This is a genomic window from Paenibacillus sp. J31P316 (genome assembly GCF_056269105.1).
In genome coordinates this window covers 187,946-214,759 of record NZ_JBWDNI010000003.1, presented here as the reverse complement: position 1 = coordinate 214,759, position 26,814 = coordinate 187,946, and the positions used below count along the sequence as shown (strand labels likewise).

Annotated in this window: 23 protein-coding genes; 1 reads left to right on the top strand and 22 read right to left on the bottom strand. The window is 55.0% G+C overall.

Features of this window, described 5'->3' with window-relative positions; genetic code table 11:
• Positions 1–43 precede the first annotated feature (43 nt).
• The 3 genes from AC0YNU_RS12155 to AC0YNU_RS12145 form a co-directional block, all read right to left on the bottom strand.
• Positions 44–496: a carboxymuconolactone decarboxylase family protein gene (locus AC0YNU_RS12155; protein WP_475756655.1), complete on the bottom strand. Its 453-nt coding sequence runs from the start codon at positions 494–496 to the stop codon at positions 44–46.
• A 186-nt stretch (positions 497–682) separates the two neighbouring features.
• Entirely contained in the window at positions 683–1,948 is a 1,266-nt protein-coding gene (locus AC0YNU_RS12150) for an MFS transporter (protein ID WP_475756652.1), read from the bottom strand.
• Positions 1,949–2,195: 247 nt separating this feature from the next.
• Positions 2,196–2,660: a MarR family winged helix-turn-helix transcriptional regulator gene (locus AC0YNU_RS12145; RefSeq protein ID WP_475756650.1), complete on the bottom strand. Its 465-nt coding sequence runs from the start codon at positions 2,658–2,660 to the stop codon at positions 2,196–2,198.
• Positions 2,661–2,866: 206 nt separating this feature from the next.
• Here AC0YNU_RS12145 and AC0YNU_RS12140 point away from each other — a divergent pair, with 206 nt between their 5' ends.
• On the top strand, positions 2,867–3,571 hold the full coding sequence (locus AC0YNU_RS12140) for a phytanoyl-CoA dioxygenase family protein (RefSeq protein WP_475756648.1): 705 nt from the start codon (positions 2,867–2,869) through the stop codon (positions 3,569–3,571).
• A 67-nt stretch (positions 3,572–3,638) separates the two neighbouring features.
• Here AC0YNU_RS12140 and AC0YNU_RS12135 read toward each other — a convergent pair whose 3' ends face one another.
• The 19 genes from AC0YNU_RS12135 to AC0YNU_RS12045 all read right to left on the bottom strand — a co-directional run bounded on the left by AC0YNU_RS12135 (position 3,639) and on the right by AC0YNU_RS12045 (position 26,688).
• Entirely contained in the window at positions 3,639–4,466 is an 828-nt protein-coding gene (locus AC0YNU_RS12135; protein ID WP_475756646.1) for a helix-turn-helix transcriptional regulator, read from the bottom strand.
• A gap of 208 nt (positions 4,467–4,674) precedes the next feature.
• The gene (locus AC0YNU_RS12130; RefSeq protein ID WP_475756644.1) at positions 4,675–4,896 is read right to left on the bottom strand and encodes a hypothetical protein; all 222 of its coding nucleotides are present in this window, start codon (positions 4,894–4,896) and stop codon (positions 4,675–4,677) included.
• Between the two features lie 209 nt (positions 4,897–5,105).
• Positions 5,106–5,684, bottom strand: a complete 579-nt coding sequence (locus AC0YNU_RS12125) for a YjgB family protein (RefSeq protein WP_475756642.1) — start codon at positions 5,682–5,684, stop codon at positions 5,106–5,108.
• A gap of 118 nt (positions 5,685–5,802) precedes the next feature.
• The gene (locus tag AC0YNU_RS12120) at positions 5,803–8,121 is read right to left on the bottom strand and encodes a glycoside hydrolase family 95 protein (protein WP_475756640.1); all 2,319 of its coding nucleotides are present in this window, start codon (positions 8,119–8,121) and stop codon (positions 5,803–5,805) included.
• Positions 8,122–8,131: 10 nt separating this feature from the next.
• Entirely contained in the window at positions 8,132–9,154 is a 1,023-nt protein-coding gene (locus tag AC0YNU_RS12115; RefSeq protein ID WP_475756638.1) for a Gfo/Idh/MocA family protein, read from the bottom strand.
• Positions 9,155–9,188: 34 nt separating this feature from the next.
• Positions 9,189–9,905, bottom strand: a complete 717-nt coding sequence (locus AC0YNU_RS12110) for a ThuA domain-containing protein (protein ID WP_475756636.1) — start codon at positions 9,903–9,905, stop codon at positions 9,189–9,191.
• Between the two features lie 98 nt (positions 9,906–10,003).
• Positions 10,004–12,610 (bottom strand): right-handed parallel beta-helix repeat-containing protein, encoded by a 2,607-nt coding sequence (locus AC0YNU_RS12105; RefSeq protein ID WP_475756634.1) that lies wholly within the window; start codon positions 12,608–12,610, stop codon positions 10,004–10,006.
• Positions 12,611–12,782: 172 nt separating this feature from the next.
• A complete protein-coding gene (locus AC0YNU_RS12100; RefSeq protein ID WP_475756632.1) occupies positions 12,783–14,312 on the bottom strand; it encodes an ABC transporter substrate-binding protein in 1,530 nt (509 codons plus the stop codon).
• Positions 14,313–14,414: 102 nt separating this feature from the next.
• Positions 14,415–15,308, bottom strand: coding sequence for a carbohydrate ABC transporter permease (locus AC0YNU_RS12095; protein WP_475756629.1), 894 nt, complete (start codon positions 15,306–15,308; stop codon positions 14,415–14,417).
• Positions 15,309–15,316: 8 nt separating this feature from the next.
• Positions 15,317–16,246 (bottom strand): ABC transporter permease, encoded by a 930-nt coding sequence (locus AC0YNU_RS12090; RefSeq protein WP_475756626.1) that lies wholly within the window; start codon positions 16,244–16,246, stop codon positions 15,317–15,319.
• A gap of 201 nt (positions 16,247–16,447) precedes the next feature.
• Positions 16,448–18,778, bottom strand: coding sequence for a helix-turn-helix domain-containing protein (locus tag AC0YNU_RS12085; protein WP_475756624.1), 2,331 nt, complete (start codon positions 18,776–18,778; stop codon positions 16,448–16,450).
• A gap of 190 nt (positions 18,779–18,968) precedes the next feature.
• A complete protein-coding gene (locus AC0YNU_RS12080) occupies positions 18,969–20,303 on the bottom strand; it encodes an ABC transporter permease (protein ID WP_475756622.1) in 1,335 nt (444 codons plus the stop codon).
• Entirely contained in the window at positions 20,296–21,198 is a 903-nt protein-coding gene (locus tag AC0YNU_RS12075) for an ABC transporter ATP-binding protein (RefSeq protein WP_475756620.1), read from the bottom strand. Before AC0YNU_RS12075 ends, AC0YNU_RS12080 begins: the two co-directional genes overlap by 8 nt.
• Before the next feature lie 2 nt (positions 21,199–21,200).
• On the bottom strand, positions 21,201–22,100 hold the full coding sequence (locus tag AC0YNU_RS12070) for an ABC transporter ATP-binding protein (protein WP_475756618.1): 900 nt from the start codon (positions 22,098–22,100) through the stop codon (positions 21,201–21,203).
• Positions 22,097–22,552 (bottom strand): GntR family transcriptional regulator, encoded by a 456-nt coding sequence (locus tag AC0YNU_RS12065; RefSeq protein WP_475756616.1) that lies wholly within the window; start codon positions 22,550–22,552, stop codon positions 22,097–22,099. Before AC0YNU_RS12065 ends, AC0YNU_RS12070 begins: the two co-directional genes overlap by 4 nt.
• Before the next feature lie 39 nt (positions 22,553–22,591).
• Entirely contained in the window at positions 22,592–23,314 is a 723-nt protein-coding gene (locus AC0YNU_RS12060; protein ID WP_475756614.1) for a hypothetical protein, read from the bottom strand.
• Between the two features lie 215 nt (positions 23,315–23,529).
• The gene (locus AC0YNU_RS12055) at positions 23,530–24,300 is read right to left on the bottom strand and encodes a phytanoyl-CoA dioxygenase family protein (RefSeq protein WP_475756612.1); all 771 of its coding nucleotides are present in this window, start codon (positions 24,298–24,300) and stop codon (positions 23,530–23,532) included.
• Positions 24,293–24,574 (bottom strand): hypothetical protein, encoded by a 282-nt coding sequence (locus tag AC0YNU_RS12050; protein ID WP_475756610.1) that lies wholly within the window; start codon positions 24,572–24,574, stop codon positions 24,293–24,295. The genes AC0YNU_RS12055 and AC0YNU_RS12050 overlap by 8 nt, the downstream gene beginning before the upstream one ends.
• An 11-nt stretch (positions 24,575–24,585) precedes the next feature.
• A complete protein-coding gene (locus tag AC0YNU_RS12045; RefSeq protein WP_475756608.1) occupies positions 24,586–26,688 on the bottom strand; it encodes a right-handed parallel beta-helix repeat-containing protein in 2,103 nt (700 codons plus the stop codon).
• Positions 26,689–26,814: the final 126 nt, after the last annotated feature.

Below are 26,814 nucleotides of genomic sequence, written 5' to 3'. Positions count from 1 at the left end.
ATGCTATCCTTGTCACCCGGCTCAAGTCAATCAGGTTGTTTGCCTAATGCCGCGTCAAGCGTCCAGATTCCGTCTTGAAACCGACGTTTATGCGGTCCCATCCGTTGACGGAAACGATCAGGAAGCTCAGATCCGAGATCTCTTGTTCGGACAACTGCCCGCTAACAAGGTCATATACGTCGTCAGGCACGCCTTGGTCGGGCAGATGGGTCAATATTTCGGTCCAGGTCAGAACGGCACGTTCCCGCGGCGTAAACAGCGTCGATTCCCGCCAAGCGGCAATCTGACTGAGGCGAGACTCGCTCTCGCCATGAATCGCAGCTTGCTGAACATGCCTATCCAGGCAAAAATCGCAGGCATTCAATTGAGAAACCCGGATCGAAACGAGATCCAAAATAGGCTCTTCGATCGTGCTTTCACTCAAGGCATTGGTGAAGGCTAAAAACTTTTTGAAGAGAGCAGGCGATTGCTGCGCGAAATTCACACGTTGAGTCATCACTGTGCCTCACTTTCCTGAATTCATTTCATGGGATTACCCGCTGTCTCCATATAACGACGCTGCAATCCGATCTGTGACAAACAGAATGCTTCAAAAGAATACTTCAAAAAAAAGTACGCCCCTCACAATTCGTTGTGGTGGCGTACTTATCATATAAACGTATTATTCCCAGCAGCAGAAAGCTTATGCCCGCGCGGCTGCGGCCTGCTTCGCGATGCGAAGCGCCATGAGCGCCGCGAGAAGGCAGATGAACCCGGCCGTCACGAATACCGTCGAATACGTGCCGGTCCATTCCCGAACCAGCCCGGCCCCGTAGGCAGCCGTCGACGCGCCGATCTGATGGAAGACGACGACCCAGCCGAACACCATGGCCGCCCGATCCTTGCCGAACGCTTGCGCCGCGAGCTTGACCGTCGGCGGCACGGTCGCGATCCAATCCAAACCGTAGAAGACGGAGAAGACGACGAGCATCGTCGGCGTCGCATCGAACGCATACGGCAGGAACAGCAGCGACAACCCGCGCAAGCCGTAGTACCAGAAGAGCAGCTTGCGCGCGTCGAACCGGTCCGTGAACCAGCCCGACATGGTCGTGCCGACCAGGTCGAAGATGCCCATGAACGCGAGCAGTCCGGCCGCCGTCACCTCCTGGATGCCATGGTCGCCGCAGGCGGCGATCAGATGCGTGCCGATCAGACCGTTCGTGGAGAATCCGCAAAAGAAGAACGTGCCGGCCAGAAGCCAGAACGTGCCGCTCTTCACGGCATCGCGGAGCGTGAGCAGCGGCGTCAGGAAGATGCTGCCCCGGAAAGGCTCCGGCTTCGACGGCGCGTTCTCCCCGTATGCGGCGGCGCCGACGTCGTAAGGGTGATTCCGCATGAAGATGGCAACGACGACAAGCAGCGCAAGCACGACGGCGGCAGACACGTAAGCGGCGTGCCGCCAGCCTTCATGCACCGTGATGCGCGCAAGAATCGGCAGGAACAGCAGCTGCCCGGTCGCGGCGCTGGCAGTCAGCATGCCGACGACCAAGCCTCTGCGCTTCACGAACCAGCGGCTAGCGACGGTCACGCCGAGCACGTTCGCCATCATGCCCGTCGCCAGACCGGAGACGATCCCCCAGAGCAGCTGGTACTGCCACAAACTCGTCATCTGCGGCGTCAGCACCAGAGAGGCAGCCAGCACGGCCAGCGAGATCACCATCATCCTGCGGATGCCGAACTTCGCCAGCAGCGCCGCGGAGAAAGGGCCGACCAGCCCGTATAGGAAGATGCCGACAGAGATGACGCCGGATATGCTGCTTCTATCCCAACCGAACTCCGTTTCGAACGGCACCATTAGAATGCTCGACATCGACCGGATGCCGGCGGTTACAAGCAATGCAAGAAAAGCTACGAACACGACAATCCAGCCATAATAAAACCGGGATGCCGAAGGAACGGATGAATTCATGGTTGTACACCTGCCTCGTTTTGGATTTGCGATTTCCGTGAATAAAGAAACATCGCATTTCTTTGTATTTTGTATGTACAACTAATATAAAACCGAGACATTGTCTTTGTCAATAGTCAGTATCGGCGTGGCGATTCGATGGCTTGAGACGTCGGCGGTAAAGAGCTGCCGACTATCTGGCGACACAGCAAACCCGGCATTGTCACGCAACGCCGGGCATGGTTATCGGTCAGAATGACGTCCCTGGTCAGTGTTCTTCGAGCATCGCGCTCGTCTTCACGATCTCGGCGGAGAGCAGCGTCGCGGCCGCTTGGCCGATCAGCTCCTCATACGCCGCTTTGAAAGATTTGGAAGCGTCGCGGATTTGCTTCTCCAGCGCCAATCCCTTCTCGGTCGGGTACACGAGCACCGTCTTCCCTTGCACTTTCCGTTCCACAAGCTTCTTCGTTTCCAATTTATCGATAAACCGCGTCAGCGTCGACGGCGTAATATACAGCTTCTCCGCGAGCAGCTTCTGCGTGATACCCGGCGAGCCGTTCACGATTCGGATCAAATAGCCGTACATCGGCGAGAGGCCCGTCTGGGCGAAATGCTCTTCCGCCAGCTTCGTGACGGCGCGGCTCAGCCGGTTGGCGTTGAAGAACAGGCAATTTCGAAGGAACGACTCGTCGGCCTGCCCGTCCGGAGCGTCTATGATCGGATTGTCCATCATGCTTCCCCCTTTGTTCGTTCGGTGTACATACAACTATAACTCAGGTATAACCCAAAGCAGGCAGGATGTCAAACGATGCACGCCAGTCCCGATACCCTCGCACGTGAACAAAATTGCTATTTCCCGCTGCACAAGCCGCAAGATCGGCTGGCTCCGCCGCCTTATACTTGAGCAGTAATCTCAACGTGAATGGAGGCGTATGGATCATGACAACCGCAGCAGCGTTTCAATTAACGGAAGAGTTGATCGAGCAATTTTACAGAGAGGGATACTTCTACGCGCCGGGTTTTCTTCGCCCGGAAACGGTGGAAGCGCTCAACAAGGAGAACGAGAAGTTTGCGAGCGAGTCGGGGGACGGCCAATGGAGAAGCAGAGGAGTCAGCCTCGAAGACGATCAAGTCGCGTATCCCGACACGATCGCCATGCTGACCGATCCACGCATCGTCGCCATGCTGGAGCGCATACTCGGAGACAAGGTGCGGCTATGGCTCGGCATGTTCGCCGTCGTAGCCCCGCACGGCACCGGCCTCGAATGGCATCAGGACAATCAGTATACGCATGTGCTGGGCCATATGCTGAACGGCTTTATCGCCCTCGATCCCATCAACGAGCGCAACGCCGGCCTGTGGCTGGCGCCGGGCTCTCACCTTCTCGGCCGGCAGCCCAATCTGAACGGGCCGGAACATGCGCATAGGCGCGCCGCAGAACCGGCGAACGCCATACCTTGCCGGCCGATGTCTCCGGGCGATGCCGTCTTCTTCCACCGGGAGACGCTTCATCATAGCAAGCGCAACCATACCGACCAACCGCGCCGCGCCTTTGCTTTCCAGGCGGGGGCGGCCAGTTGTCGCTACGCGAAGAGCGGGAAGCTGATCGAAGACCGGCCGATGCTATCCGGCCTGCAATCCTAGCCATTCCGTTCCGTATGGCTGGCTTCCGATCCGTCACACGATGCTTGCACCAGCACGTCACGCAGCCTTAGTGTTTGCGGAATTGACGCGGCGTGATGCCGTAGAACGTTTTGAACCGGTTATTGAAGTAGCTCGAGGAGCCGAAACCGCAGTCGAGCGCAATCCGTACGATGGGGTCGTCCGTCATTCGGAGCCTGTGGCTGGCATGCTGCAGACGCAGCCGGATCAGGAAGTCATGCGGCGTAACCCCCGTCAATTCCTTGAATTTTCCGTAAAAGCGAGTCTTCCCGCAGCCGGACAGCCGTATCGCTTCTTCCATATCGACCGCCTCTGTTCCGCATGCGATCATATAGTCGACCGAACGAATGATGTCGGCGGCATCCATGCTGTATCCGAGCCTCGGCGCCTCGCGTTCTTCGTAGAATCGATGCAGCTGAACGAGAATCTGAAGCAGCACCGTGAATTGCTGCAGCTCCCAAGCCGGCTGCCGCGTATTTTCTTCTCCCACAAGCGTCTGCGCCAGCCGTCCGATCGCCTGCGCTTGCGGCGAATCGGCCGGAATAAGCGGCGGCACGTCCATGCGGTAGAACGGCAAAAGCAGCTTGCTGCCTCCCGGCAATTGGGCGGCGACGGACGGCGAGAATAGCAGCATGATCCAGCGTGCTGGCTTGTCCCCTTCCGCGATCAGGTTCCAATGCGGCTCGAAAGGACGAAACAAGAACACGTCTCCGGGAGCGGCGTCATAAGTGCCGCCGAGCAGCGTGCAGCGAATGCTGTTCTCCAGCGGAATGTTGATTTCCAGCGCGTCATGGGTATGCAGCTCGTGCTCCGTCAGCGACGCAACCTTCTCCTCGACCGTAAAGCCGTGTTCAAGTCGGATATCCGTATAATTCATCTCGTCCCGCCTTTGGTCAGAGCGCCTCGCGATTCTTGACCGGCACAGCGCGTTGGCTTGTCGCTCAAGGAATTAGCCGCCCGTCTGCTCTATATCGTCAAAATAAGGATGTATGGTTTCGTCTTCCTTTGTTAAATCTACCATTTAAAGATAAATCGCAGCAATATTTATAACAGCGACAAAAAAAAAGGACCTATCCCGACAACCGCTAGCGCTTGTCGGAATAGATCTCGATTTCAGTTTCTTGCGAATGAACAGCTTCTTCCGCTATGAAGAGATCGTTCAATGAACTTAGCGAGCCATCCTTTTCGACCTGGAAGACATCGAGCTTCTCGCCGACAAAACTCATTTCGATACAACAATTCCAACAGAAATATTGATGAGGACCGATCTTTCCGATATCGATCGAGTTGCAATTGATACATTTCATTGCGATACCTCCTTTACTGGCCGTTCGGCCGTACTACTAGAGTTACCATATTAGGCCAGCTATAAACGAATCTACGTAAATATTGCTAGAGTTTTAGACGATAACGAAAAAGCCAGTCCGATCATGGTTAGATCAGACTGGCTTTCGTATTTGTTTACTACAGGACGTAACGGTAATGCCTGCCTGGTCCTGTCTGGTTGCTAGCCGCTTCAGCGCTTGAGCAAGTTGATATGATCGAGATTCGTGCTGCTGTTGAAAATAAAATTGAGTCTGAATTTGCCGCGGTTATAGGTGATTTTTTGCTGCACCAAGGACCCGTTCCGAATGGTGACCGATGCGGAAGGCTTTCCCCAATGTCCGGTCAGCATCCGCTTTGTGATCCCGCCGATATTCGTTTGCCGCTCGATATCGGTTCCGAAGTAGCGAATTTCCCGCATTTTATTAAGCTTGTATGCAATGGCATAACCGGGATGACCCATCTCCGAATGATAGAAATCAAATCCGTCCGCGTCCGACCTCGGCGAGCCCGGTTTACCGACCTTGCCAAGGACATCCTGACGGGTGCTGATCCCGATCTTCAGCCCGCTCACCGAGCCGGGAAATTGGCCGACCAATGCAGGTTTGTAGAAGCTGTTCAACGTCTTCAGAGCCATCGCCGCGTCATCCGTATTCGCTTGCCGTAATTGCGAAGCCGCTTTTTGGGTGTCCGCATGGGCGATGGCGCCCGATGCAAAGATAAGACTGAAGAGCGTTACGCCAAGTGCAGCTTTGGAAACTCGGTTCATCATGACAAATCCCTCCGGGGTACGATTTTCAGTTGTTTTTCTCCGATATCTTACCCCGATGCCTGATGCGATAACCGCAGGCCCGACCACCGGTCGTTGCCTTTCGTAGACACAATGAGTTTCAACGTTTGTTCATCCCGTTTACGCTTTCAAGCGGAACGACGCGGTAAGCGCATCCGGCCTCCGCCATCCATTCCGTCGTACCGTCTTCATTCGACCGGATGGAAACGGGCTGCTTATCCGATTCGACCCGAACGGCGCAGCGTGCGTCAAGAACGCATCGGCCGCTCTGCGTCGCCAATATTTCCGCCTCTTCCAATGCGCCGTTTGCCCATCTGATCCGGACCATAAAGCCGCCCCTTGCGCGAAGGCCGCGCACTTCGCCTTCCTGCCAGCCCGACGGGAGCGCCGGCAGCAGATGAAGCTCGCCCGCATGACTCTGCAGAAGCATCTCCGAGACGCCGGCCGCGCCGCCGAAATTGCCGTCGATCTGGAAAGGCGGATGATTATCCATGAGATTCGGAAGCGTGGAATGGGTCAGAAGAGCTTGCAGGTTCTCGTAAGCCTTCTCTCCGTCCTCCAATCTCGCCCAGAAATTGACGATCCACGCGCGGCTCCATCCGGTATGTCCGCCTCCGTTCGCGAGCCGCCGTTCCAAGGTCACTCTCGAAGCTTGGCTCCATTCCGGCGTTCCCTTTACGGTGAACCTCGTTCCGGGGTGAAGGGCAAAGAGATGGGAGACATGGCGATGTCCAGGCTCCGCTTCCTCGTATTCTTCCATCCACTCGAGTAGTTGACCTTCCTTGCCGATGGCGGGCTCGGGCAATCGCATCCGAAGGCTCTCCCACCGCACCCGTTCGGAGATGTCTTCATCTAGCAGTCGGCTTGCTTCCATGCAAGCCGAGAACAGCTCATACAGAATTTGGCTGTCCATGGAAGGACCCATGCAAAGCGTTCCCGACTCCCCGTTCGGAAGACGATACGTATTCTCGGGCGAGACGGAAGGCGACGTGACCAGCTTCCCGTCCTCCGTCTCGACGAGAAAGTCTTCGAAGAATTCAGCCGCTTCCCGCATGATCGGGTAAGCGTATCTGAGGAACCCGATGTCTCCGCCGTAGCCATAATGCTCCCACAAGTGCAGACAGAACCAGGCCGCGCCCATCTGCCAATACGTGGCGGGCGGGTAAATATCCTGCGGGGCCGTATCTGCCCAGATATCCGTGTTGTGATGCGCGACGAATCCCTTGCATCCGTACATGACCCGGGCGGTATGCCGACCCGGCTCCCGCATGCGGTCGAGCAGGTCGAACAAGGGCAGATGGCACTCCTGCAATCCGAGCGGTTCGGCCGGCCAGTAATTCATCTGGATATTAATATTGATCGTATATTTGCTGTCCCAGGGAGGGAGCATATGCTGATTCCATATCCCTTGCAGGTTAGCCGGCAGGGACCCCGGCCTGCTGCAGGAAAGCATCAGATAACGTCCGAATTGCACATAGAGAGCGATCAACGCGTCATCGCGCTCTCCCTGCGCAATCCGGCTTAACCGGCGGTCTGTCGGCAAAAGATCGATTTCGGCCGCCAGTTCCCTTCTGCCCAGACGAATGGAGAACCGTGCCATGAACGGCTCGAAGTCGTTCAGATGGCGTTCCCGCAGCAATTCATACTTCATTTTGCCCGCCGCTGCCAAGGTGGACAGACACCAAGCCTCCGGATCCTCTTCCCGGAAAGTCGTCGCTGCCGTCAGCAGCAGGGTAACGGAATCCGCGCCTCTAACGACCAAGTGTTCGCCGACGATCCGGGTTTCTCCGCCGGTCGTTTCCGCCCGCAAGGCGGCGCGGAAAGACAGGCCTCCCGCTCCGCCGCATTCGCCTCGCATGACGAGCGTCGACTCGGACGCTCTAACGGTTTCCTCCATATATCGGTTGTCGCCTCTGGCCAACCGGATCGTGAGGTCCAGGCCGCCCGGCTCTTCGGAATCGAAGCGAAGCGCCATGACCCGATCGGGGAAACTGACGAACATTTCCCTCGTATATCGGATTCCGTCCGCCTCGTAATCCACCGTCGCCATGCCCCGGTCCAGGTCCAATGCCCTGCGATAATTCGCAATTTCTCCATGATGGCCGAAAGAGATAAACAAGTCTCCCAGCGGCATGTAATGACGCTGGGTATCCGGTATGCCGGACAGCGCCATGACGGACAGCTCATGCGCTTCCTTGAGCCGGCCTTCCCGCAAGAAGGCTCTGATTCTCTCCAGATTGCCCAGCGCATCGGGATTATTGCGGTCTCTCCGACCGCCGTACCAAACGCTGTCTTCGTTGAGCGCGATCCGTTCGGCGACGGGATTCCCGAAAATCATGCCGCCCAGAAATCCGTTCCCGACGGGCAGCGCTTCGTCCCATATGCGTGCCGGGTTCTCGTACCAAATTCTGTTCTTCATCCTTCACCCCCTACTCGTTAGCGAAGACTTTCCGTTTTCTTTCCGCCACGGGAACGGCAACGGCTGCGCACGCGTGCATGCTTTCAATCGCGGCAAACCCGATTTCGTTGACCTTCGCGAATTGATCGCCCGCGCAATGGGGCAGCGGCCCGCCATCCAAATGGCTGGCGATTTGATCATAAGCTACCGTGAATACGCTGGCCGGTTCGGGCAATTCGAGCGGCTCGATGTCCATCGGTTTCCCCTCTCGGTCAAGCAGTACCGTCGGTATGTACATGCCGACGCGAAGCATGCCCTGGTCCCCGAACACTTCGGCATACATGTCGCCGTGCGGTCCGCGCGCCCCGACCTGAATGCCTGCGGCGCCGCTCGTGAACCGGATGAACATGTGGTCGAGCTTCGGTTCCGGCTCGTAACCCGCCGGAGCCTCGCCGCCGGTATCTCCCCGGGCTATGACTTGTTCGGGGCCGTAACCAGCAAACTGGCAGATCAAATCCGTCGTATGGCTGGCGTACGAAAGGACGTAATGCCCGCAGTATCCGACCACCGTTTTCACATTGCCTACCAGACCCTGCCCGACAAGCTGCTGCAGCTTCAGAATATGGGGATTCCAATGCCTCGAATAGGAAACGACGATTGATATTCCTTTGTTGGCCGCCGCCTCGCGCATAACGTCCATTTCTTCCAAGGAACAGGAAGGCGGTTTTTCCAAAAAAATGACCATGGGTCCCGCTTCTATGGCTTCCATGACCACGTTGAAATGATAAGGTCCGCGCACGCATACCGCCACGATATCCAACTCTTCCTGGGCGAGCATTGCCGCGCTGCCGTCATAGTATCGCAATTCGGGAAAAGCATCCCCCCAGACGTTCCGGAACTTCTCCCGCGCGGTTTCCGACAACTCGGCGGCCGCGGTCAGCTTCACTTTGCCGCTGAGCCGGATGCCGCCGACGTGGCAATACGGATGTGGACGATCCGGCGTTTCATACATCGCTGCAATGGCTCCTAAACCGATGATCCCGACTTTATACATGGCGTTTCTCCTCTCTTGGTTCAACCCGGACGATTCAGTCCGTTACGTCTCCCGTCGCCGCCCACTCGGCGCCGCGGATCAGGCAGTTCTGAAAGCCTTCATTTTCGAAAGCCAGCATCCGATACCCCAAATACCCGGCGTTGAAATCATCCGGCCAGACATGTCCAAGCAGCAGATGGAAGATGCGTCCTTTGCCGTAAGTCAGAACGATCATCACCGGCTCATGCTTGCCCGTTCCGCCCTTATCCGGATCGGAATAAGCGGCGGCGAGCACCTCATATTCGCAGCCCGGCACCGGAATCGTGCCATGATATAGTTCGTCGATCGTGCTAAAATCGGCCAGCTGCCGCGTGATCCTATGGTGACGGTCTACGATTTCCACCTGGAATTCGTGGAAATCGTAGTGACCGGATATTCCCTCCCGAAAGCTTAACCCCAACATTCGCTGGTATGCCGGCCATTCGGCAAAAGCGTTGTTCGCCGCATGCAATACGACGAGTCCTGTCCCTTCCTTCACGGCATGCTCGAAACGAGCCTGCGCCTTCTCCTCCCAAGCGGCTCCGTTGTAGTCCGTAAAAATCAACGAATAGGATGACAATGCCTCATCCCGGGATAAGAACTCCGATACCTCTTCCGAAATATCGACTTCGAACTTGCCGGTGCTCTCCAGCAATCGTTTGCAAAACGGGCTGGACCTCGTCCAGTCATGGTTGTTCGCGCCGCTCAGCAGCAACGTTCTGATCGTAGGCAATCGACTCTCTCCTCGCTTCAGGAACTCTCTCGTAATCAGGTAAAGAGGCGGAAGCAACGGAACGGCTTCGTTCCCCGCGCTCCCGCCTCTCCGTTACGTTAAGGCGCGGTCCAAACTTCGGCTTCCACGTAATGGTTAGAGGTATTCGCGGTGCTGCCGTTGCTCCACAATCGGACGTATCTTGCATTTACCGTGCCGAACGAGATGCTCTTGCCCGCTGCCGATTCGGCATACTCCGCATCCGAACCCGTGCCCTGACCCGCGGAATTATTCGCATCGTTGTTGAATATCGTCGTCACGCCGCTTGCGAAGGTCGACGAATTGGACAGCTGGACGATGACGTCGTGATAGCTTCTCGAATCGCCGAAGTAGTGCCACAAGTTGACTTTATTGACGTTGTAGCTTGCGCCAAGGTCGATTACCGCCCATGCGAGACCGTTATTGGGGTAGCTGTCCGCAAAGTTGTTCGTATTCTTGTCGCCGTCCGTCAAGCGCGCGATATTGCCGAACGCGGCGGACGTCGAAGCCGACTTGTTCAACGCGACGTTGGCGGACGCTGCCGGCGCGGTCCAGACTTCGGCTTCCACGTAGTGGTTAGAGGTATTCGCGGTGCTGCCGTTGGTCCATAATCGGACGTATCTTGCATTCACCGCATTGAACGCGATGCTCTTGCCCGCCGCCGATTCGGCATACTCCGCATCCGCCCCCGTACCCTGACCTGCGGAATTATTCGCATCGTTGTTGAATACCGTCGTCACGCCGCTTGCGAAGGTCGGCGAATTGGACAGCTGGACGATGACGTCGTGGTAGCTTCTCGAATCGCCGAAGTAATGCCACAGGTTGACTTTATTCACGTTGTAGCTCGCTCCGAGATCGATCACCACGTTGGCGAGACCGGCATTGGGATAGCTGTCCGCGAAGTTGTTCGCATTCTTGTCGCCGTCCGTCAACCGCGCCGTATTTTGAAACGCGACGGACGTCGCAGCCGATTTGTTCAACGCGACATTCGTAGAACCCGACGAAGGGTTCGTCACCGTAACGGAGACCGCTTTCCTCGCCGCTCTGCCCGCGTTATCCCAAACCAATAGGGCGACCGTGTACGTTCCGGCTTTTTGATAGGTATAAGATACGCCGATCGTACCTGTCGTCGACACGGGAAGTCCCTCGCCGAAATCCCATAGCGATTTGGCGATGCTGCCGTTATCGGTGGACGTATTCGTGAACGAGATCGATTGACCGAGCTGAACGGAAACCGCGCTGCTCGTGAAATTCGCGGTCGGCTTGGCGTTGCCGGCGTATCCTCTGGAAGTCAATTGCGTGTTCGTGCCATTGCCCGACACCGTATTCGCGCTCCATTCCATGTTGCTCATGCTCGGGTCCAAGTTAATCGAAGCGCTGGCGTTGTTTTGAACGACGTTGTTGACGAAGCTGTAATTTTCCATGCCCGTGCCCGTAAATTCGATGCCGTATGCGCCGTTGCGCGAGATGGTATTGCCGTCGAGCGTAACGTTCCTCGCGTACCCGTTCGTTCGGAAGCCTCTGCCGTCGTCGTTCGTATACCGCGCTTCCGGATCGTTCGCAAGCGTGTCCGAGAACGAGTTGTTATAGAAGTAATAGTTCATCAGATCGTGACCGCCCGTGTTGCCTTGGAGCTGCACGCCCCATTGTTTATTGTTGAGGGTCGTATTGTTCGCGATATAGACGTAGCCATCCGGAATCGCATTGGTCGCGGACTCCGCAATGGAGAATCCGTCCTGCGTACCGTCCTTGATCTGATTGTCCGTCACGACGATATAAGCCGGTTTGATCAGTTCGATTCCCGGACTCCAAGGCTTCGCCGTGCTGTAGATCGTATTGCCCCGAATGCTTACGTAGCTCGTCGAATCGAGACTGATCCAATGGTCGACTTGGTTCCCTTCCACGAGGCTGTTGTTGCAGCCGCCGAACAGCTCGATGCCGAGTCCGACGTCTTTCCCGTTCGCTTGCGCATACTCGTAGGAAGTTCCGCTTCCGGTTATCGTATTGCCGCTGATCACCGCGTTCGTCCCGCCGCTGCATAACACGCCTCCGCGACCTGTGTTGGATATGTTGTTTCCGATCACTTTCGTGCCGGACGAAGGGGTCTCGAAGCGAATCCCCGCTCCCCACACGTCGCCGGTCGGATTGAAGCTGGATTTGGTTCCCATGTTGGTAATCGTGTTATATTCGATTCTGGTATTGTTCGCGGACGATAGAACGCCGTGCGGTCCCCATCCGTTCAGATGGTCGGTTCCGTCCAAATTCTGAATCGTATTGTCATGAATGTAATGCCCGGATCCGCCGGCCAGCGTCATCCCTTGAATCGCATGCGTGTTGTGGTTTCCGTCGAACTTCATATTCGATATTTCCACATTGGCGAGATTAGTCAGATTGACCATGGGGACCGACCCTGTCTGGCCGGTAAACAGGATGGTCGTAGCGGCTTGACCCGCCCCTTTCAGAACGATTCCGGATATCGGGGTGATCGAAGTCGTAATGTTGTAGGTTCCGGCCGGGAAATAGACGGTGTCTCCGGCTGAGGCGGCGTTAATGGCGGTTTGGATCGCCGCGGAATCGAATCCGCTCACATTTATTTGTGCCGCGTGAGCCTTGCCCGGCGGCGAGAACGTGAATACCAGACTTGCGGCCAAGAGTAAACTCATGATTTTCCCGAATGAAGCTCTCATGTTCACCTCTCCTTTTCGTTCGTTTCCGTTCCTTCCGTTTCCAAATCTCCTTTCGTTCCCGACTTCATTTTCACCTCCGTGACGTTGGTATTCGCTATAAGAAACGGGAGACCGAATTCGGAACGTCAGCCGGAACAACGACGATCCTAACGCAGCCTCCCGTCTTACGCCGTTATTTCTTTCCTTTGCCCTTCAGCCAAGCATCCAGCTGTTTTTGCCGTTCTTGCAGCACTTTTTCGAAGCCGGCTTTCTTCATCGCATCGATCATCTTGGGAAGGTAGACGGCCGGATCGACGGCGCCTGTCTTCGCCGCGCTGTCGTATTCTTTGTAAACGGCATCCAAGTTGGCCATTTCCGTTTTGACCGAAGAAGGGTCGAAGTTAAAGCCGAAAATGTCCGGAACGAAAGCCGTGTTGTTCAACTCGATCGTCTTTTGCCACGTATCTTCCGGCTGCCCTTCTTTCACGTAGCCAATCGTCACGTTGCCCATCGCCCATGCCACGTCGGGCGAATAACCGCCGTTCTTATTGATCACGATCGTATTCGGTCCCTTTTTGTCGTAATGCTTGCCTTCGATCCCGTAAGACATCAGATTGAACAATTGCGGGTCCGTATTCATCAGATTGAGGAACATCATGGCTCTTTCCGGATTTTTGGATGTCTTGCTGATAAACGTCATCGTAGGTTGAACCCCTGAAAATTCCGGTTTCGTCAAAGGAACGAATACCACCTCGTGACCGCCGTTATGGTTGAACACGTTGGCTTCTCCGCCGGGTTGCAGCGTCCAATCGATATAGGAAACGACTTTACCCGTTTTCAACGTTTCGTCGAAGTTCGCGGTGGCCACGTCTTTGGGGATATATCCTTTCTTGTACCAGTCGTAAAGCATTTGGGTATGCGTCATATACTCGGGCGTAGACTCCATTTGAATCAACGCGTAGGTCGGATCGCCCTTCTTGTAGTACGTATCTTGTATTCCCTCATATCCGTTCGCCGTGGCGATGAAAGAATTGGCTTGCGAGAAGTAAGGGATCGCATCCGGTTCGTTTTTCTTGATCACATCCAGAAACGGTTCCAAGTCCTTGAACGACTTAATCGTGCTGACATCGAAATTATACTTGTCGAGGTATTCCTTCTGGATAACGAAACCGGAAGCTTTGGCGGCAACCTGGTAGTTCGGAATCGCCATCAGTTTACCCTTGGACGTCTTGGAGCCCTCGATGGCGGAATCGGGCAAGCTTTTCATGAACTCGGGAGCATACGTGGGAAGCAGGTCTTGGAGATCCTGGAAAGCTCCCTTCTCCGCATTGTTTTCGTAGTTGAACATCCAGTTGGACGTCCAGCCGATATCGAAGTTCTCGCCCGAGGAAACGATGGTATTCAGCTTCTGTTCGTAGTCGCCGAACACGATCGGCATCATTTTGATCGTTGCGTTGATTTTGGGCTTCAAGTATTGATTGACGGCTTCTTCCACGGACTCGTAATCCTTCTGCAGTTCTCCCTGCGGGAAATAATAGGTCAATTCCACGGGGGGCAGTTCATCGGTCTTTGCCGCCGTTTCATCGGTTGCTCCGGATGGCGCATTCGATGTTTGTTCGGATGCCGCGGGGGAATCGTTCTTCGAATTACAAGCGCTTACGATAAGCGTTAAGAGAAGGAATACCATCCCTAATGATTGACGACCAACCTTTTTCGTTTTCATTTTCAGTTGACCTCCCGGTTCGAATATAAGCCATTGCTTATTAAATTAAATACCTGCAGGGCCCTTGCAGATATTAATTCCGTCACTCAGTCTTTCAGTCTTTCAGCCTTTCAGGGAACCGACCGTTAAACCTCTGATAAAATATTTCTGAAAGAACGGAAAGACGAACAACATCGGTCCCGCTGCCATAACGGTCATGGCCATTCTTGCGGATAAGTTGGGAAATTTGGAGGTGTCGATCGAGATGCCGCTCATAAACTGCGAATTCGTGCTCAGAAAATTGATCGTGTTCATCATCCGGGTCAACAGGAGCTGGATCGGGACCAGTCCCTCTTTGTTGATGTACAACAATGCCGAGAACCAAGAATTCCAATAGTTAAAGGCGATGAATAGCCCCAGGGTTGCGAGCGCCGGCTTCGACAAAGGCAAAATCATCCGGAAGAAAATCCGCCATTCGCTCGCGCCGTCCACTTTCGCCGACTCGATCAGTTCGCGGGGGATTTCGCAAATGAACCCTTTCATGATCAGGATATAAAAGGGAGTCAGCATGCCCGGTAAAATAAGCGCCCAGACCGTATCTTTCAAATGAAGATATTGCGTAACCAGAATGTAGGAGGGGACAAGTCCGCCGCTGAACAACATGGTGAAAAACACATAGAAGGTCGTGCCGCGAACATAGCGGTAGTCCTTGCGGGAAACCACGTAAGCCGTAAGCGAGGTCAAAAAGAGACTGCCGAGCGTTCCCAGTATCGTCGTCTCTATGGTGACCCAGTAGGCCCGAATCAGAATCCACGGCGATTTGAAAATATAATAATAGGCGTCCAAGCTGAACTTGGCCGGAATCAACCGGTACCCATTCTGGATCAAAGCGTGCTCTTGCGTAACGGAAATCGCGATAACCAGCAAGAAAGGCAACAGCATCGACAGGAATACGACAATGAACACGAGATGAATGAAGACGTTCGCAACGGATATTTTTTTAGCGGTCTGCGTCATAGGAGTACCTACCATAAGGAATTTTCCGGATTCAATCTTTTTGCCAAGGCGTTCGCCAACAAGACCAGAACGAATCCAACCGTAGACTGGAACAGTCCGACGGCGGATGCCATTCCCACGTCGCCAATCTTGGTGAGCGCGCGGTAAACATAGGTATCGATGATATCCGTTGTCGGGAACGTCATCCCTGAATCGTTCGGGATGAAATAGTGCAGTCCGAAGTCTCCCGAGATCAAGCTTCCGACGGAAAGGATGAGCAGGATGGAAATAATCGGCATGATCAGCGGTATCGTGATTTTCCTTGCCATTTGCCACCTTGTCGCCCCGTCTATTCGGGCTGCTTCGTAATAATCGGGACTGATCGCGATAATGCCGGCAAAATAAACGAGCGTGCTGAAACCGATGTTTTTCCATAAGCTTACGATATTTAAAATGTACGGCCACGGACCCGTTTCTAAATACCAGTTATGAGCCGGTACTCCGAAAGCGGCGAGCAGCGTGTTCAACAAGCCGTTTTTCAAATCCAGCAGCGTGAACACGATATAGTAGACAACGACCCAGGATAGAAAATAGGGCAAAAACAAGGCCGTTTGGTAAACCTTTACCGCTCTTCTCGAGATTTCATTGAGCATAACGGCGAAGGTCAAAGCGAACGTCGTCGTGAAGAACAAGTAACCAAGCTGATATAACACCGTATTTCGGGTAATTCGGTACGCATAATCGGAAACGAAAAAGAATTCGAAGTTCTTGAATCCGATCCATTCGCTCCCCCATATCCCTTTATCATAATGAAAGTCTTTGAACGCTAGCATGATCCCCAACATGGGGAGGTAGGCAAAAACGAAGATGTACGCGAGTCCCGGCAAACTCAAGGTAAATAACTCGTAATTCTTTTTGAACAGGCTCCATTCGCTTACGGTTTTTTTCCATATTCCCAATTCTTTTCACCTCTTCTCCTTGTTGTTGGACGGCTGACTCCATTGTCACCAAATTCCATCCTTAAGCCTAGTGCAAAATCTCGTTAAAATTATTCAAACCGCGTGCACTTCTCGTGTTTTTCTTTGATTTGTCGGTACCTGCGCGATAAAAAAAAGGCCGCCCAACGGTGATGCCGCCGGACAACCTGATTCAGTCTTCCTTCATTCTATTTGTTTATGAAGCGATTTTTTTAGGCGGTAGTCGCCCGGCGTGGAACCGGACTTTTTTTTGAATAGCTTGAAGAAATAACTTTGATTGACGAAACCGACTTTTTCCATGATCTCCGCAACGGTATGCATCTCGTTCTCCAGCATTTCTTTGGCGAGGTCCAATCGAACCTCGTTGATATAATCGGCGACGGATATCATTTCGCTTTTCTTGAACATTCTGCCGACATAGTCCGCGGACAACTTGATCATCCCGGCAATGGATTGCAAGCTCAAGTTGCTATCGGCGTAATTCTGCCGGACGATTTCTTTGATCGTTTGGATGAGGATCTCGTTGCGTACCCCCGAACCGTCCATTTTCTGTTGGCTGATTTCCTTCAGGCTTTGCAGAATCAGTTGATGCATTTCGGCTAACGATTCCGTTTCCAATAGGCCCAGGCTTAACGAATTCATGTCGATTTCGATGGGTTGGACGCGGTTGTCGTTCATGTTCTGGATCGTTTGCCGGATCAATATCGTAATTTGCATGATTTCCGTCATGATTTGATCGTAGGGGTAGCCGGACAGATGCTGCATAAGCTTGTCCAACGAAGCTCCGACGCGTTCCGAATCGCCGGAATTTATGCCTTCGACGATTTTCCTTTCCAGCTCCGGCGGCAGTTGCCTAGGGGTATTCCGGACGTTGTCCTCCACCATCTCCGGCGTTATCAACGCTTGCCTTCCAAAGACAAGCTTGTACAGGAGCGCTTGCTGGGTTCTGTGGTATTGATCCGATATGTCGGAGTATCGGGTGAATGCGTGGCTCAGAGCCGCGCTGATCGTAATTTTATAATACGGGGTTATCGTATCTTGGATTTGCTTCAGCAGATCCAGCAGGTTATCTTGTTCCACTCCTTGATCGGAGCTCACTAGGAATGCCAAATGATCCGATTTCATCTCGGCTCCCGTGCAACGGTATCTTTTATTCATGAACTCCTCCGCGATATTCAGAATCGCGAAATGGAACACCTTGATGTCGTTCGATTGCAGCATCCGGCTCATTTTTCCGATGCCGTCGATCGCGATGACCAGCATGCGGTAGGAGCCCTGCTCGCTTATGTTCAATCCGTTTCGTTTAATCGTATCCGTAAACTGCTCCCGGTCGTAGCCCGTGCTTTCGATAAGCATTTTCCTGAAATAATACATCTGCACGATATCCCGATGATCCGTCTGGAATCTTTTCACTTCGTGCAGGTTTTCCATGACTTCTTTATAAGTATCGGATAAGAAGGACAGCTCGTCTTTGGCGGCGTTATCGTTAGTGGAATAGGTCCCCTTTTTCACCTGGCTGAATAACCGGTCCACCGGCTTATACAAACTCCGGGACACGATGAAAGAAGCGATGGCGGTCATGAATAAGAAGATGGCGGTCGTCATCAAGGACAATTTCTTGATTTGACGGGTGTTGTGAATCAAGGAGTCGTATGATTGCAAGCTTACGGCGTACCAGCCGGGAATGACGGTGCCGGAATAGGAGACGATCTGTTTCTCGCCCTCGATCTCATGTATGAAATACCCTTTGGAACTGTTTTGTTTGGCGTGTTCGGCAATGACCGCCCGCAGCTGCTCCGAATCCGGGCCCGGTTTATTGTTCGAACTCAGCAAGCTGCCTTCTTTGTTCATCAGAAAAATCGTGCTTTCTTGTTTGGCGGCGAAGTCGTTGATTAGCTTGATGTTGTTAAACAACCATTCCGGTTTTATGTTAATGATCAGCGCGCTTTCGTTGGGCGAGTACGACCCTAGACTGTCATACATGATGTAGGAGAATAAATCGATTTTGGGACTCGTATCGGAGAGTTTCATCGGGATGAGCTTCATTTTTTGTATGTTTTCGTTTTGCAAATAATGAAGCAGACGTTGGGAAGGTTCGCTCGCCTGGCTTCTGAACTTGGCGTTCCCTCCCGAGAAGAGCTGGTTCATGTGACCGTTATACACCACGATCGAGTCCAGGAACGAGCTCGATCTTACGATGGTGTCGAGCTTATTCAGCTTCTTCACCAAGTCCATCACCTGCACGTCTTCGTTGGTGATCAAAGGGGTTATCTCTGCATCCCAAAATAAGAAGGTGATCATGTTCTTGGCGATTTCATCCATGTAGGAAATATTGTAGTTGATTTGCGCAAGGGTAGCCTCGTGGTATTCCTTTTGCATTTTAACGACCGAATTCGTGGACAGATAGTATAAAGAAACGGTAGAACCGATCAACACGCAAACGGTTATGACGGTAATTGAAATGAGGATGCGCAACAAATATTTTTTCGATTTAAAAGATTGATAGATTTTCATCCGCTATATCTCCCGAATTTTCCATTGTACGATTATCTTCTCAAAATTCTCTCCTTTTGAATACTGTCTTTTTCCGTTATAAGTATGGTCTATGGTTGTCTTTCGTCATGAATCCAGCTTGCTTCCACTCCAGGCCACGATAGACGTCCCCTTCGCCGATTTCAGTTTTCACGCAAAAAAAAAGCGCACCTTAACGGTACGCTTTCATGGCCTTGAACAGTTCCTTCATCGACGGCTTCTTGCCGTACATGAGCACGCCCGCGCGGTAGATCTTCGCGGACAGCCAGCCGGAGGCGAGAATCGACGCGACCAGAATCAGAATCGACAGCCATACTTGCCACAGCGGCGGGTCGGACAGTCCGAGCCGGACGACCATCGCGTAAGGCGAGAAGAACGGGATGAACGACGACACCTTCATCAGCATGGAGCCCGGGCTGTTCAGGCCGCCGAACATGCAGATATAGAAGCCCGCGAGCGACAGCATCGTGATCGGCAGCACCGCCTGGCCAAGATCCTCCGTTCGGCTGACGATGGAGCCGACGGCCGCGAACAACGTCGCGAAGAGGAAGAAGCCGGTCAGGAAGAACACGATCGCGTAGACAAGCAGGACGGGATCGATCTGGTTCAGCGAGATGCCGAACTCGCTCAGCTTGTCGGCGTTCTGCGGCAGCGTCATGTTGATGACGATGACGATGATGTAGACGGCCAGCTGCGTCAGCACGACGAGGAACATGCCGAGAATCTTGCCGAACATCGCCTTGAGCGGCGCGACGCTCGTGATGAGAATTTCCATGACGCGCGAGCTCTTCTCCGCCGTGATCTCGCTTGCGATCATTTGGCCGCTGATCATGATGGCCATGAACAGCATGAAGATAATGACGTACACCGTCGCCATATCCATCCCTTGCTGCTCTTTCGTCTTGCCTTCGCCGCCGATGGAACCGGCGCCTGCGGCGGTGGAGATTTGGACGGTATTAAGCTCGATCGGCTTCGTCAGCAGCGCCTTCAGTTCCTTGCTGAGACCGCCGCCGTTAATGACCGCATCCATCTTGACCGCCTGCAGCGATGTCTCCAAGGATTGCGACACCTTCGATTCCATCAAGCTCTCCGATTTGTACGTGACGGAAGGGAAGCCGCTTTCCGAATCGGGCGCGAACTCGAGATAACCGTCAATGACATCGTCTGACACCGCTTGTTTCAACGCCTTCTCGTTCGCATCGGCCGAGCCGGCATCCGCGATCGGCACGAGCTTCAGCTCCGGCTTATCCTGCGCGTCGTAATACTTGTTCAGCATATCCGCTATGCGCGTAGGCGTGAACAACTGCGACGATGTTTTATCCGCCGTGCTGTCCAGATAACCTACGACCGTCGCCTTGCCTTCGCCGCTGAATTGCGAGATGATATACGGCAAATTGATGCCGATGCTCATGATGACCGCGATGATGAGCGTCGTCACGAGAAACGCTTTGCCCCGCAGCTTGTTCTTCGCCGTGAAGCCGACAACCGTCCAGAACCCGTTATTCATGCTTCTCACCTACCGTCTTAATAAAGATTTCGTTAAGCGTCGGTTCCATGATTTCGAAGCGCCGCACATCCGTCTGCGTCATCGCCGTCTCCAGGATCGGCCTGCCCGCAGCTTCGTCCGAGATCAACAGCTCGTAGCCGTACTCGTGCCTGTTCACGCTAAGGACGCCCCCGATCGCTTCCAAACCGTTCACTTCGCCGCCCGTAGCCAGAATGATCCGCTCCCGCGGAAACTGCTGCTTGATCGCTTTCAGGTTACCCTGCAGCACCGGGTTGGATCGGTGCAAAATCGTGATGTTGCGGCACAGCTCCTCGACATGCTCCATCCGGTGCGTCGAGAACAGAATGCTCGATCCGGCGTCCCGGAGCTCCTTGACCGTCGACTTGAGCAGCTCGACGTTGACAGGGTCCAGTCCGCTGAACGCTTCGTCCATAATAACGATGCGCGGACTATGGATGACGGCCGCAATGAATTGGATTTTCTGCTGATTCCCCTTGGAAAGCTCCTCGACCCGCTTGCCGTAATATTCCGGCACGCCGAACCGGTCCAGCCAGCGCTTCAGGTTCTGGTCCGCGTCCTTGCGGGACATGCCGCGCAGCTGAGCGAGGTATAAGATCTGGTCGCTCACCTTTACCTTGGGATAGAGGCCGCGCTCCTCCGGCAAGTAGCCGAGCCCCTGCAGCTGTTCCTTGCTATACGCTTTGCCGTTATATAAGATCCGCCCGGAATCCGGGTAAATGAGGCCGAGTACCATCCGCATCGTCGTCGTCTTGCCTGCGCCGTTCGCCCCGAGCAATCCGTAAATTTCTCCGGGGGCAACGTCGAAGCTGATGCCGTTCACGGCGGTTTTGTCGCCGTATTGCTTGACTACCTGTTCCAGCGATAAAGCATTCATACTCATAAAACTCCTCTCGCTTGTTCGGTTAGCTGCACGAGGATCTCGTCCAGCTCCAGCTTCTGCCTGTTGATCACGGTTACGCCTTCGGCGTCCAGCCACTGTTCGGCCTCGAAAGCCTGATCCGTCACGACCTTATAGACCGTGCCGCCGGACGTCTCGCCGCTGCGATAGCCCGGCATCCTCTGCCAATCAAGATCGCGGCCGCCGGCATCGACGTACATCGTCTGCCACGACGCCAGCAGCGCATCCTTCTCGTAGATTCCCAACATCTTGCCCTGCACGATGAAAACGATATAGTCCGCGAGCCGCCGAACCTCCTCCACGATGTGCGAAGCCATGATGATCGTCCTGTCGCCCCGCTCCATATAACGGTGAAGCACGTCGATCATCGTCTTCCAGGCAATCGGATCAAGGCCCGACGAGGGCTCATCCAGCAGCAGCAGCTCCGGTTGATGCGCCAGCGCGAGGGACAGGTCGTACTTGCGCCGCATCCCCTTGGACATTCGGCCGAGCTTCAAGCCCGGGTTGATCTCGAAGCGCCGCAGCAGCTCCCGGTATACGGCCTCGTTCCAGCTTGGATACCATTGCCGCACGAACGCTGCCTTCGCCTCCCCGCTCAGCCGGTCATCGAGGTCGATCGCTTCTTCAGGTACATACCCGATGCGCCTCTTCTGCGAAGCGTTATCCCGCTCGCCGACTTGTTCCCCCAGCAGATGCAGGCTGCCCTCATCCGGCTTCGCCAGCCCAAGCATCAGGCGGAACAGCGAGCTTTTCCCGGAGCCGTTCGGCCCGACGATAGCCGTCACGCAGCCCTTGGGGATGGCCAGCTCCACGGGTCCCAGCTCGAAATGCGCCCTGCGCTGCAGCAAGCCTGCGATTTCCACCGCGATTTCCGTCATGTCGTTCCCCCTCCTTCGCCTTGCCCGGTTCCTTGCTCCGTATCCGCATGCTCCGTATCGCCAGCCGAGGGCCGCATTCGCAGCAACGCCTCTCGAAGCATATCGACCAGCTCGTCATCGGTATAATGCACACGCAGTCCAGCCTCGGCCGCGGCCTCGATCGCCGCCACGACGGCGCTTCGCCGCTGATTGTCCCGCCGCTGTCCGTCGACTTGGGCGACGAAAGTCCCCGTTCCCTGCCGTGTTCGGAGCAGCCCTTCATTCTCCAAGTCCTGATAAACCCGTCTGATCGTAATGACGCTGCACTTGGTTTGCTGCGCCAGCTCGCGGATGGAGGGCAGCAGCGTCCCTTCGGGCAGCTGTCCGCTGACGATAAGCGCGCGGAGCTGCACTTCTATCTGGTGGTAAAGCGGCTCCGCGCTTTGTTCATTGAGTTGTATTGGTATCCACACCGCTCCACCTTCTCTCGAGAATAACTAGCTCCATTGCCGCTATTGCAGCAGGCTGCGCTTCGCAAGCCGCTTGCGGATCGCAAGCCCGATCAGCGCCGTGACCGCCGCGCCGAGCAGAATCGTAACTGCAGGCCATACGAAGGCGTGGCGTTGTGCCGCCTCGATCGTCCGGAACAACAAGTTCGTATCCGTTGCCCAAAGAAGAACCTGCAGCAAGGCGTACAGCAGCATGTAGCCGATGCAGACCAAGAAATACGCTTTCCCCCGAAACGTCTGCTCGAAGAATACGTACGTAGCTCCGGCCATCAGCGCATAGCCGTACCAAGTCAGCGCATAGACGATGTAGGCTCCGGGCGTCAGCAGTTCGCGTATGGCGCCCAGCACGGCATACTGCATGCTGAAATAGTAGAGCGAAACGATCGTCAGCACGATAACATGCTGCAGCATGCGCGAGAGAATGATCGCATTCCAGCTGATCGGCAGCGTGCGCCAATACGCCAGTCTGCGGGTGTACGGATCCCGGCTCCAGTAACGGAACATGCTGCGGTTCATCACGAAGCTCATCATCGGCAGGATGGTGAGATAGAGGAAATCCCCGATCCACCCGTAGCTGGAATCGGCACCTCGGTCCAACATCTCGTCGAACATCGGCATGATGAGCAGGCACATATAGGTGAAAAAAGCCATCGTCGTGAGCAGGCCGACCCAAGACTGGCGCCCCTCGAACCGAAGCAGCGCCATCGCTCCCTGCCAGCTAGTCATCTGTCCTCTCCTCCTGGTTTATATACTGTATATATTCATATACACAGTATAAACACCGCAAGATTGAAATGTCAAGAGTTGGAATTGTAGTTTATTGTAAAAAAAATAACCGCCCCGCTATCATCAGCGATGACGGCAAGGCGGTCTCAATAATTTTCGGCGTGGATATGTCGAACGAGCAGATTCAGCTACCCGGACAACCATTCACTCATCGCTTATTTGCGGCTCAATGCCCGTTCATTCCCGACCAAGGATTGCCAGAACGCCAGCCGCTGATAATACTCCTTCTGCCAGTCCGAGCCGTACCAGCCGTACTGCGTCCGCAGAATCGCGTCGACCTCCGGATCGTCGTAACCCTCGGTACGGAATAGGTTGCGCTGCAGTTCCACCGCGTTCAGGCGGATTTTGAAGACGTAGCGCGTACGATCCGTCTTGTTCGGCTGCGCGCAATGCCAGATATCCTGATGCATGAAGGCGATCGTGCCCGCCTTGGCTGCCAGGTGCCGCTGGCCGTCGAAGTTTTTGTAGCGCGAAATGCCCCAATAGCTTACCCGCCGCAGATGCGAGCCCGGCAGCACGAGGGTAGGTCCCATCTCGACCGGCGTATCGTGGGCGAAATAAAACGCCTGAATATCGAAGTGATGCGGGTTCGGGTTCATGACGCCGGAATCCACGTGCCAGTTCTGCGATTTGCTGTTATTGGCTCTGACCGTATGCAGATACGAATGATCGTACGTATAATTGCGGCCGATCAAGCTCTCGATGGCGCCTCTGACCTGAGGAAGATCGAATACGCGGCGAAGCGCTTCGGAATTGTTCCAGAAGTCGTACCCCTGCGGCTGAACCGTCAGCTCGTCATGATAGACGGCCTCGTTCAGCTCCTGCGGGACCAGATTCTCGAGCACGAGCAGGCCGTCGCTGCAGAAACGCGCCATTTGCCTAACATCGAGCAGATCGGAACGTGATACGGAGCCTGCGTTACTCATGGACCTCCACCTCCCTCTCCAGCATATACTCGAATGGCAGATGGCCGGTATCGTTCTCGCGGCCATGCACGAAGAACGGCAATGGAGGCGCCTGCAGCACCCGCCAGCCATCCCTCATCGCATCGAGAACGGAGGCATAGGGCGGCTGCTCGGAATCGCCCGTTTCCATCTGGTGATCCGCATCGGAAGCGCCGTCGTACAGCGCCCAGGCGATCGTCTTGGAGCTTAGCTCCGGACTTGTCAAACAGAGAAACAGCACCTGCTGTCGTTTCATCGTCATTCCTCCTATACCGTCGTTTGGGCGACCCGCTGCCGTTCCCGCGCTCTCGGCCCCACATCCGTCAGATCGATCGGCTCGAAGCCGAGCGCGAAGGCCGGCGAATCGGCGGCCAGCGTGAAGTCGCCCGCATGCGGATTCTTCAGCCGGGGATCGGCGAACAGCGAATGCAGGTCGTACCCGAGCGCCTGCATGTCGGCTATCGTGCGCGGATCGAGCAGCATGAACGTCGCGTCCTCGTCGAATTTCTGATTGCCGCTCTGCGGCTCGCTGCCGGAGACGTCCCAGAACAGGTTCAAGTCGCTGTAAAAGCCCTTCTTATCGAATTGTCCGGCATAACCGGCGACGAACAGCGGCTGCCCGTCGCTCACCACGATGTTCTTCTCGAAGGTCAGCGACTTATGGTTCTCGGCGCGGCTGAGCGAAGCCTGGCCCTCACGGCCGAACGCGAATATGTTGTTGCGGACCGTGTTCTCCCGCCCGTAATGCTGATGGAAGACCTGGCTGCTGGTACGGTAGCAGACATTATGCTCGATGATGATATGCGAGCTGCCTTCGTCGGGATAGATCGCCCATCCGCCGTAATTGCATTTCTCGATATCGTGAATCAGGTTGCCGCGAATGACGGTGCCCGGCTGAACGCCAAGCGTGTAGATGCCGCCCATATCGCTGAGCAGGCCGTGGCCGAGATCATGGATATGGTTCTTCTCGATCCGGTTGTTCTTCGAAATGTTGGCCGCATACCCCCAAACCCAGCCGCAAGAGATGCCCGTGTAATACAGGTCATGGATATGATTGTGCGAGAAGGCGTTATCGAACGCATGCACGGAGAGAATGCCGCAGGCGCTGTGGAAGATGCGTCCGCCCGCATGAATATGGTTGTCCGTGACCCGATTGCCGCCGGTGCGGCGAAGAACGGGACCCTCGGCATCGGCGCCGTCCAGCTTGACGCCTCCCGCCCCCATGTCCGCGATCGTATTGCCGACGATGCGATTGGACGCGCAGCCGTCCGAGAGCTCGATGCCGTACCAACCGATATGTTCGATGCGGCAATTCTCGATGGCGCAGTACCGGGCGCCGCGCAGCTGGAGCACGCCGGGAATGTTGAACGCCGCCTGCGGCGCTGCCGCAAAATCGATGCCGGGCCGCTCGAAGCGTTCACCGCCTCCTTGCGGCTGTACCCAGTCCGTGTGAGCGAAGGTCAGCCCTCGGAAGCCGAGAAATTCCACGTATTTCTCCTCATCCGGCTTTCCTTCGAGCTTCAACAGCTGATAGGCGGAGCCAGCAATCGCTTCCGTATTGCTGATCGACTCGCCCGGCAGCGGAATATAATACACTTTGCCTGCGGCGCCGTCGAGGTACCACTGCCCCGGTTCGGTCAATGCTTCGAATACGTTTTCCACGTAATATTTGGCGAAGCGTTTGGCGACATCGTCCTTCAGCACGAACATGCTCTTGCGGTTCGACTTCACGAGCCGGGTCGCGGGGTCGAACGAAGCGATCGGCATCCGCTCCTCGATCCAATAATGAACGGCCACGACGTCCACGTCGTTCAGATTGCGCCAAGAATGAATATCGCCCGGCGCGCTGACGAAGGCATCCGCTCCCTCGAACAGATCGCTGGTCATCCCTTTGGCATGATGCTGCGTGCCCGGCACGTCCTCCATCCAATAGAAGCCCTGCTTCGGCAGGCGCGTCCGCGGACGGCGCTCTCCGTTCACGAACAGCTGCCTGAAATTACGGCTGCCCGCCGATGCCGCTGGCACGTCCGCCACCCACATCTTCCGCTCGCCGATCTGCTCCTCCCGCCAGCCGCCGATCCGTTCGCCGCCGTCGATAACGGGCTGCTCGCCCGGATAAGCGGCATAGGTAACCGGCGCCGAGTCCTCCGGCGTGAAGACGATCGGCCCTGCCTGCGGATAGCTCCCTCCGCGCAAATAAACGGTTACCGCCCCGGCAAGCTCGGCCGCCCGCTTGTGCTGCCGGATGGCGTCGCGCGCGCCGGCAATCGTCGCGAACGGTCCGTCCGTGTGATCCGCGTTCGGGTCCGCCAGCCTTCCGCTCCAGGCGTCATTGCCCTCCGGCGAGATATAGAGTTCGTTGATCGACATATGAACTGCTCCTTCCTTGCTTGTGTATTTGGTTCTTGTTTTTAGCTTGTGTTTTTCACATTTTTGTTTTTTACATTTTTGTTTTTCACATTTTTGTTTTCGGCTTTTGTTTGGCCTTAGACGAAA

Excerpts from the sequence above, each read along its gene's own strand:
- AC0YNU_RS12135 (WP_475756646.1), bottom strand. The coding sequence starts at position 4,466 with ATGAATTATACGGATATCCGACTTGAACACGGCTTTACGGTCGAGGAG.
- AC0YNU_RS12050 (WP_475756610.1), bottom strand. The coding sequence starts at position 24,574 with ATGAAACGACAGCAGGTGCTGTTTCTCTGTTTGACAAGTCCGGAGCTA.
- AC0YNU_RS12150 (WP_475756652.1), bottom strand. The coding sequence starts at position 1,948 with ATGAATTCATCCGTTCCTTCGGCATCCCGGTTTTATTATGGCTGGATT.
- AC0YNU_RS12045 (WP_475756608.1), bottom strand. The coding sequence starts at position 26,688 with ATGTCGATCAACGAACTCTATATCTCGCCGGAGGGCAATGACGCCTGG.
- AC0YNU_RS12130 (WP_475756644.1), bottom strand. The coding sequence starts at position 4,896 with ATGAAATGTATCAATTGCAACTCGATCGATATCGGAAAGATCGGTCCT.
- AC0YNU_RS12155 (WP_475756655.1), bottom strand. The coding sequence starts at position 496 with ATGACTCAACGTGTGAATTTCGCGCAGCAATCGCCTGCTCTCTTCAAA.
- AC0YNU_RS12080 (WP_475756622.1), bottom strand. The coding sequence starts at position 20,303 with ATGAATAACGGGTTCTGGACGGTTGTCGGCTTCACGGCGAAGAACAAG.
- AC0YNU_RS12060 (WP_475756614.1), bottom strand. The coding sequence starts at position 23,314 with ATGACTAGCTGGCAGGGAGCGATGGCGCTGCTTCGGTTCGAGGGGCGC.
- AC0YNU_RS12125 (WP_475756642.1), bottom strand. The coding sequence starts at position 5,684 with ATGATGAACCGAGTTTCCAAAGCTGCACTTGGCGTAACGCTCTTCAGT.
- AC0YNU_RS12140 (WP_475756648.1), top strand. The coding sequence starts at position 2,867 with ATGACAACCGCAGCAGCGTTTCAATTAACGGAAGAGTTGATCGAGCAA.
- AC0YNU_RS12115 (WP_475756638.1), bottom strand. The coding sequence starts at position 9,154 with ATGTATAAAGTCGGGATCATCGGTTTAGGAGCCATTGCAGCGATGTAT.
- AC0YNU_RS12085 (WP_475756624.1), bottom strand. The coding sequence starts at position 18,778 with ATGAAAATCTATCAATCTTTTAAATCGAAAAAATATTTGTTGCGCATC.
- AC0YNU_RS12100 (WP_475756632.1), bottom strand. The coding sequence starts at position 14,312 with ATGAAAACGAAAAAGGTTGGTCGTCAATCATTAGGGATGGTATTCCTT.
- AC0YNU_RS12070 (WP_475756618.1), bottom strand. The coding sequence starts at position 22,100 with ATGACGGAAATCGCGGTGGAAATCGCAGGCTTGCTGCAGCGCAGGGCG.
- AC0YNU_RS12105 (WP_475756634.1), bottom strand. The coding sequence starts at position 12,610 with ATGAGAGCTTCATTCGGGAAAATCATGAGTTTACTCTTGGCCGCAAGT.
- AC0YNU_RS12055 (WP_475756612.1), bottom strand. The coding sequence starts at position 24,300 with ATGAGTAACGCAGGCTCCGTATCACGTTCCGATCTGCTCGATGTTAGG.
- AC0YNU_RS12120 (WP_475756640.1), bottom strand. The coding sequence starts at position 8,121 with ATGAAGAACAGAATTTGGTACGAGAACCCGGCACGCATATGGGACGAA.
- AC0YNU_RS12075 (WP_475756620.1), bottom strand. The coding sequence starts at position 21,198 with ATGAATGCTTTATCGCTGGAACAGGTAGTCAAGCAATACGGCGACAAA.
- AC0YNU_RS12145 (WP_475756650.1), bottom strand. The coding sequence starts at position 2,660 with ATGATGGACAATCCGATCATAGACGCTCCGGACGGGCAGGCCGACGAG.
- AC0YNU_RS12095 (WP_475756629.1), bottom strand. The coding sequence starts at position 15,308 with ATGACGCAGACCGCTAAAAAAATATCCGTTGCGAACGTCTTCATTCAT.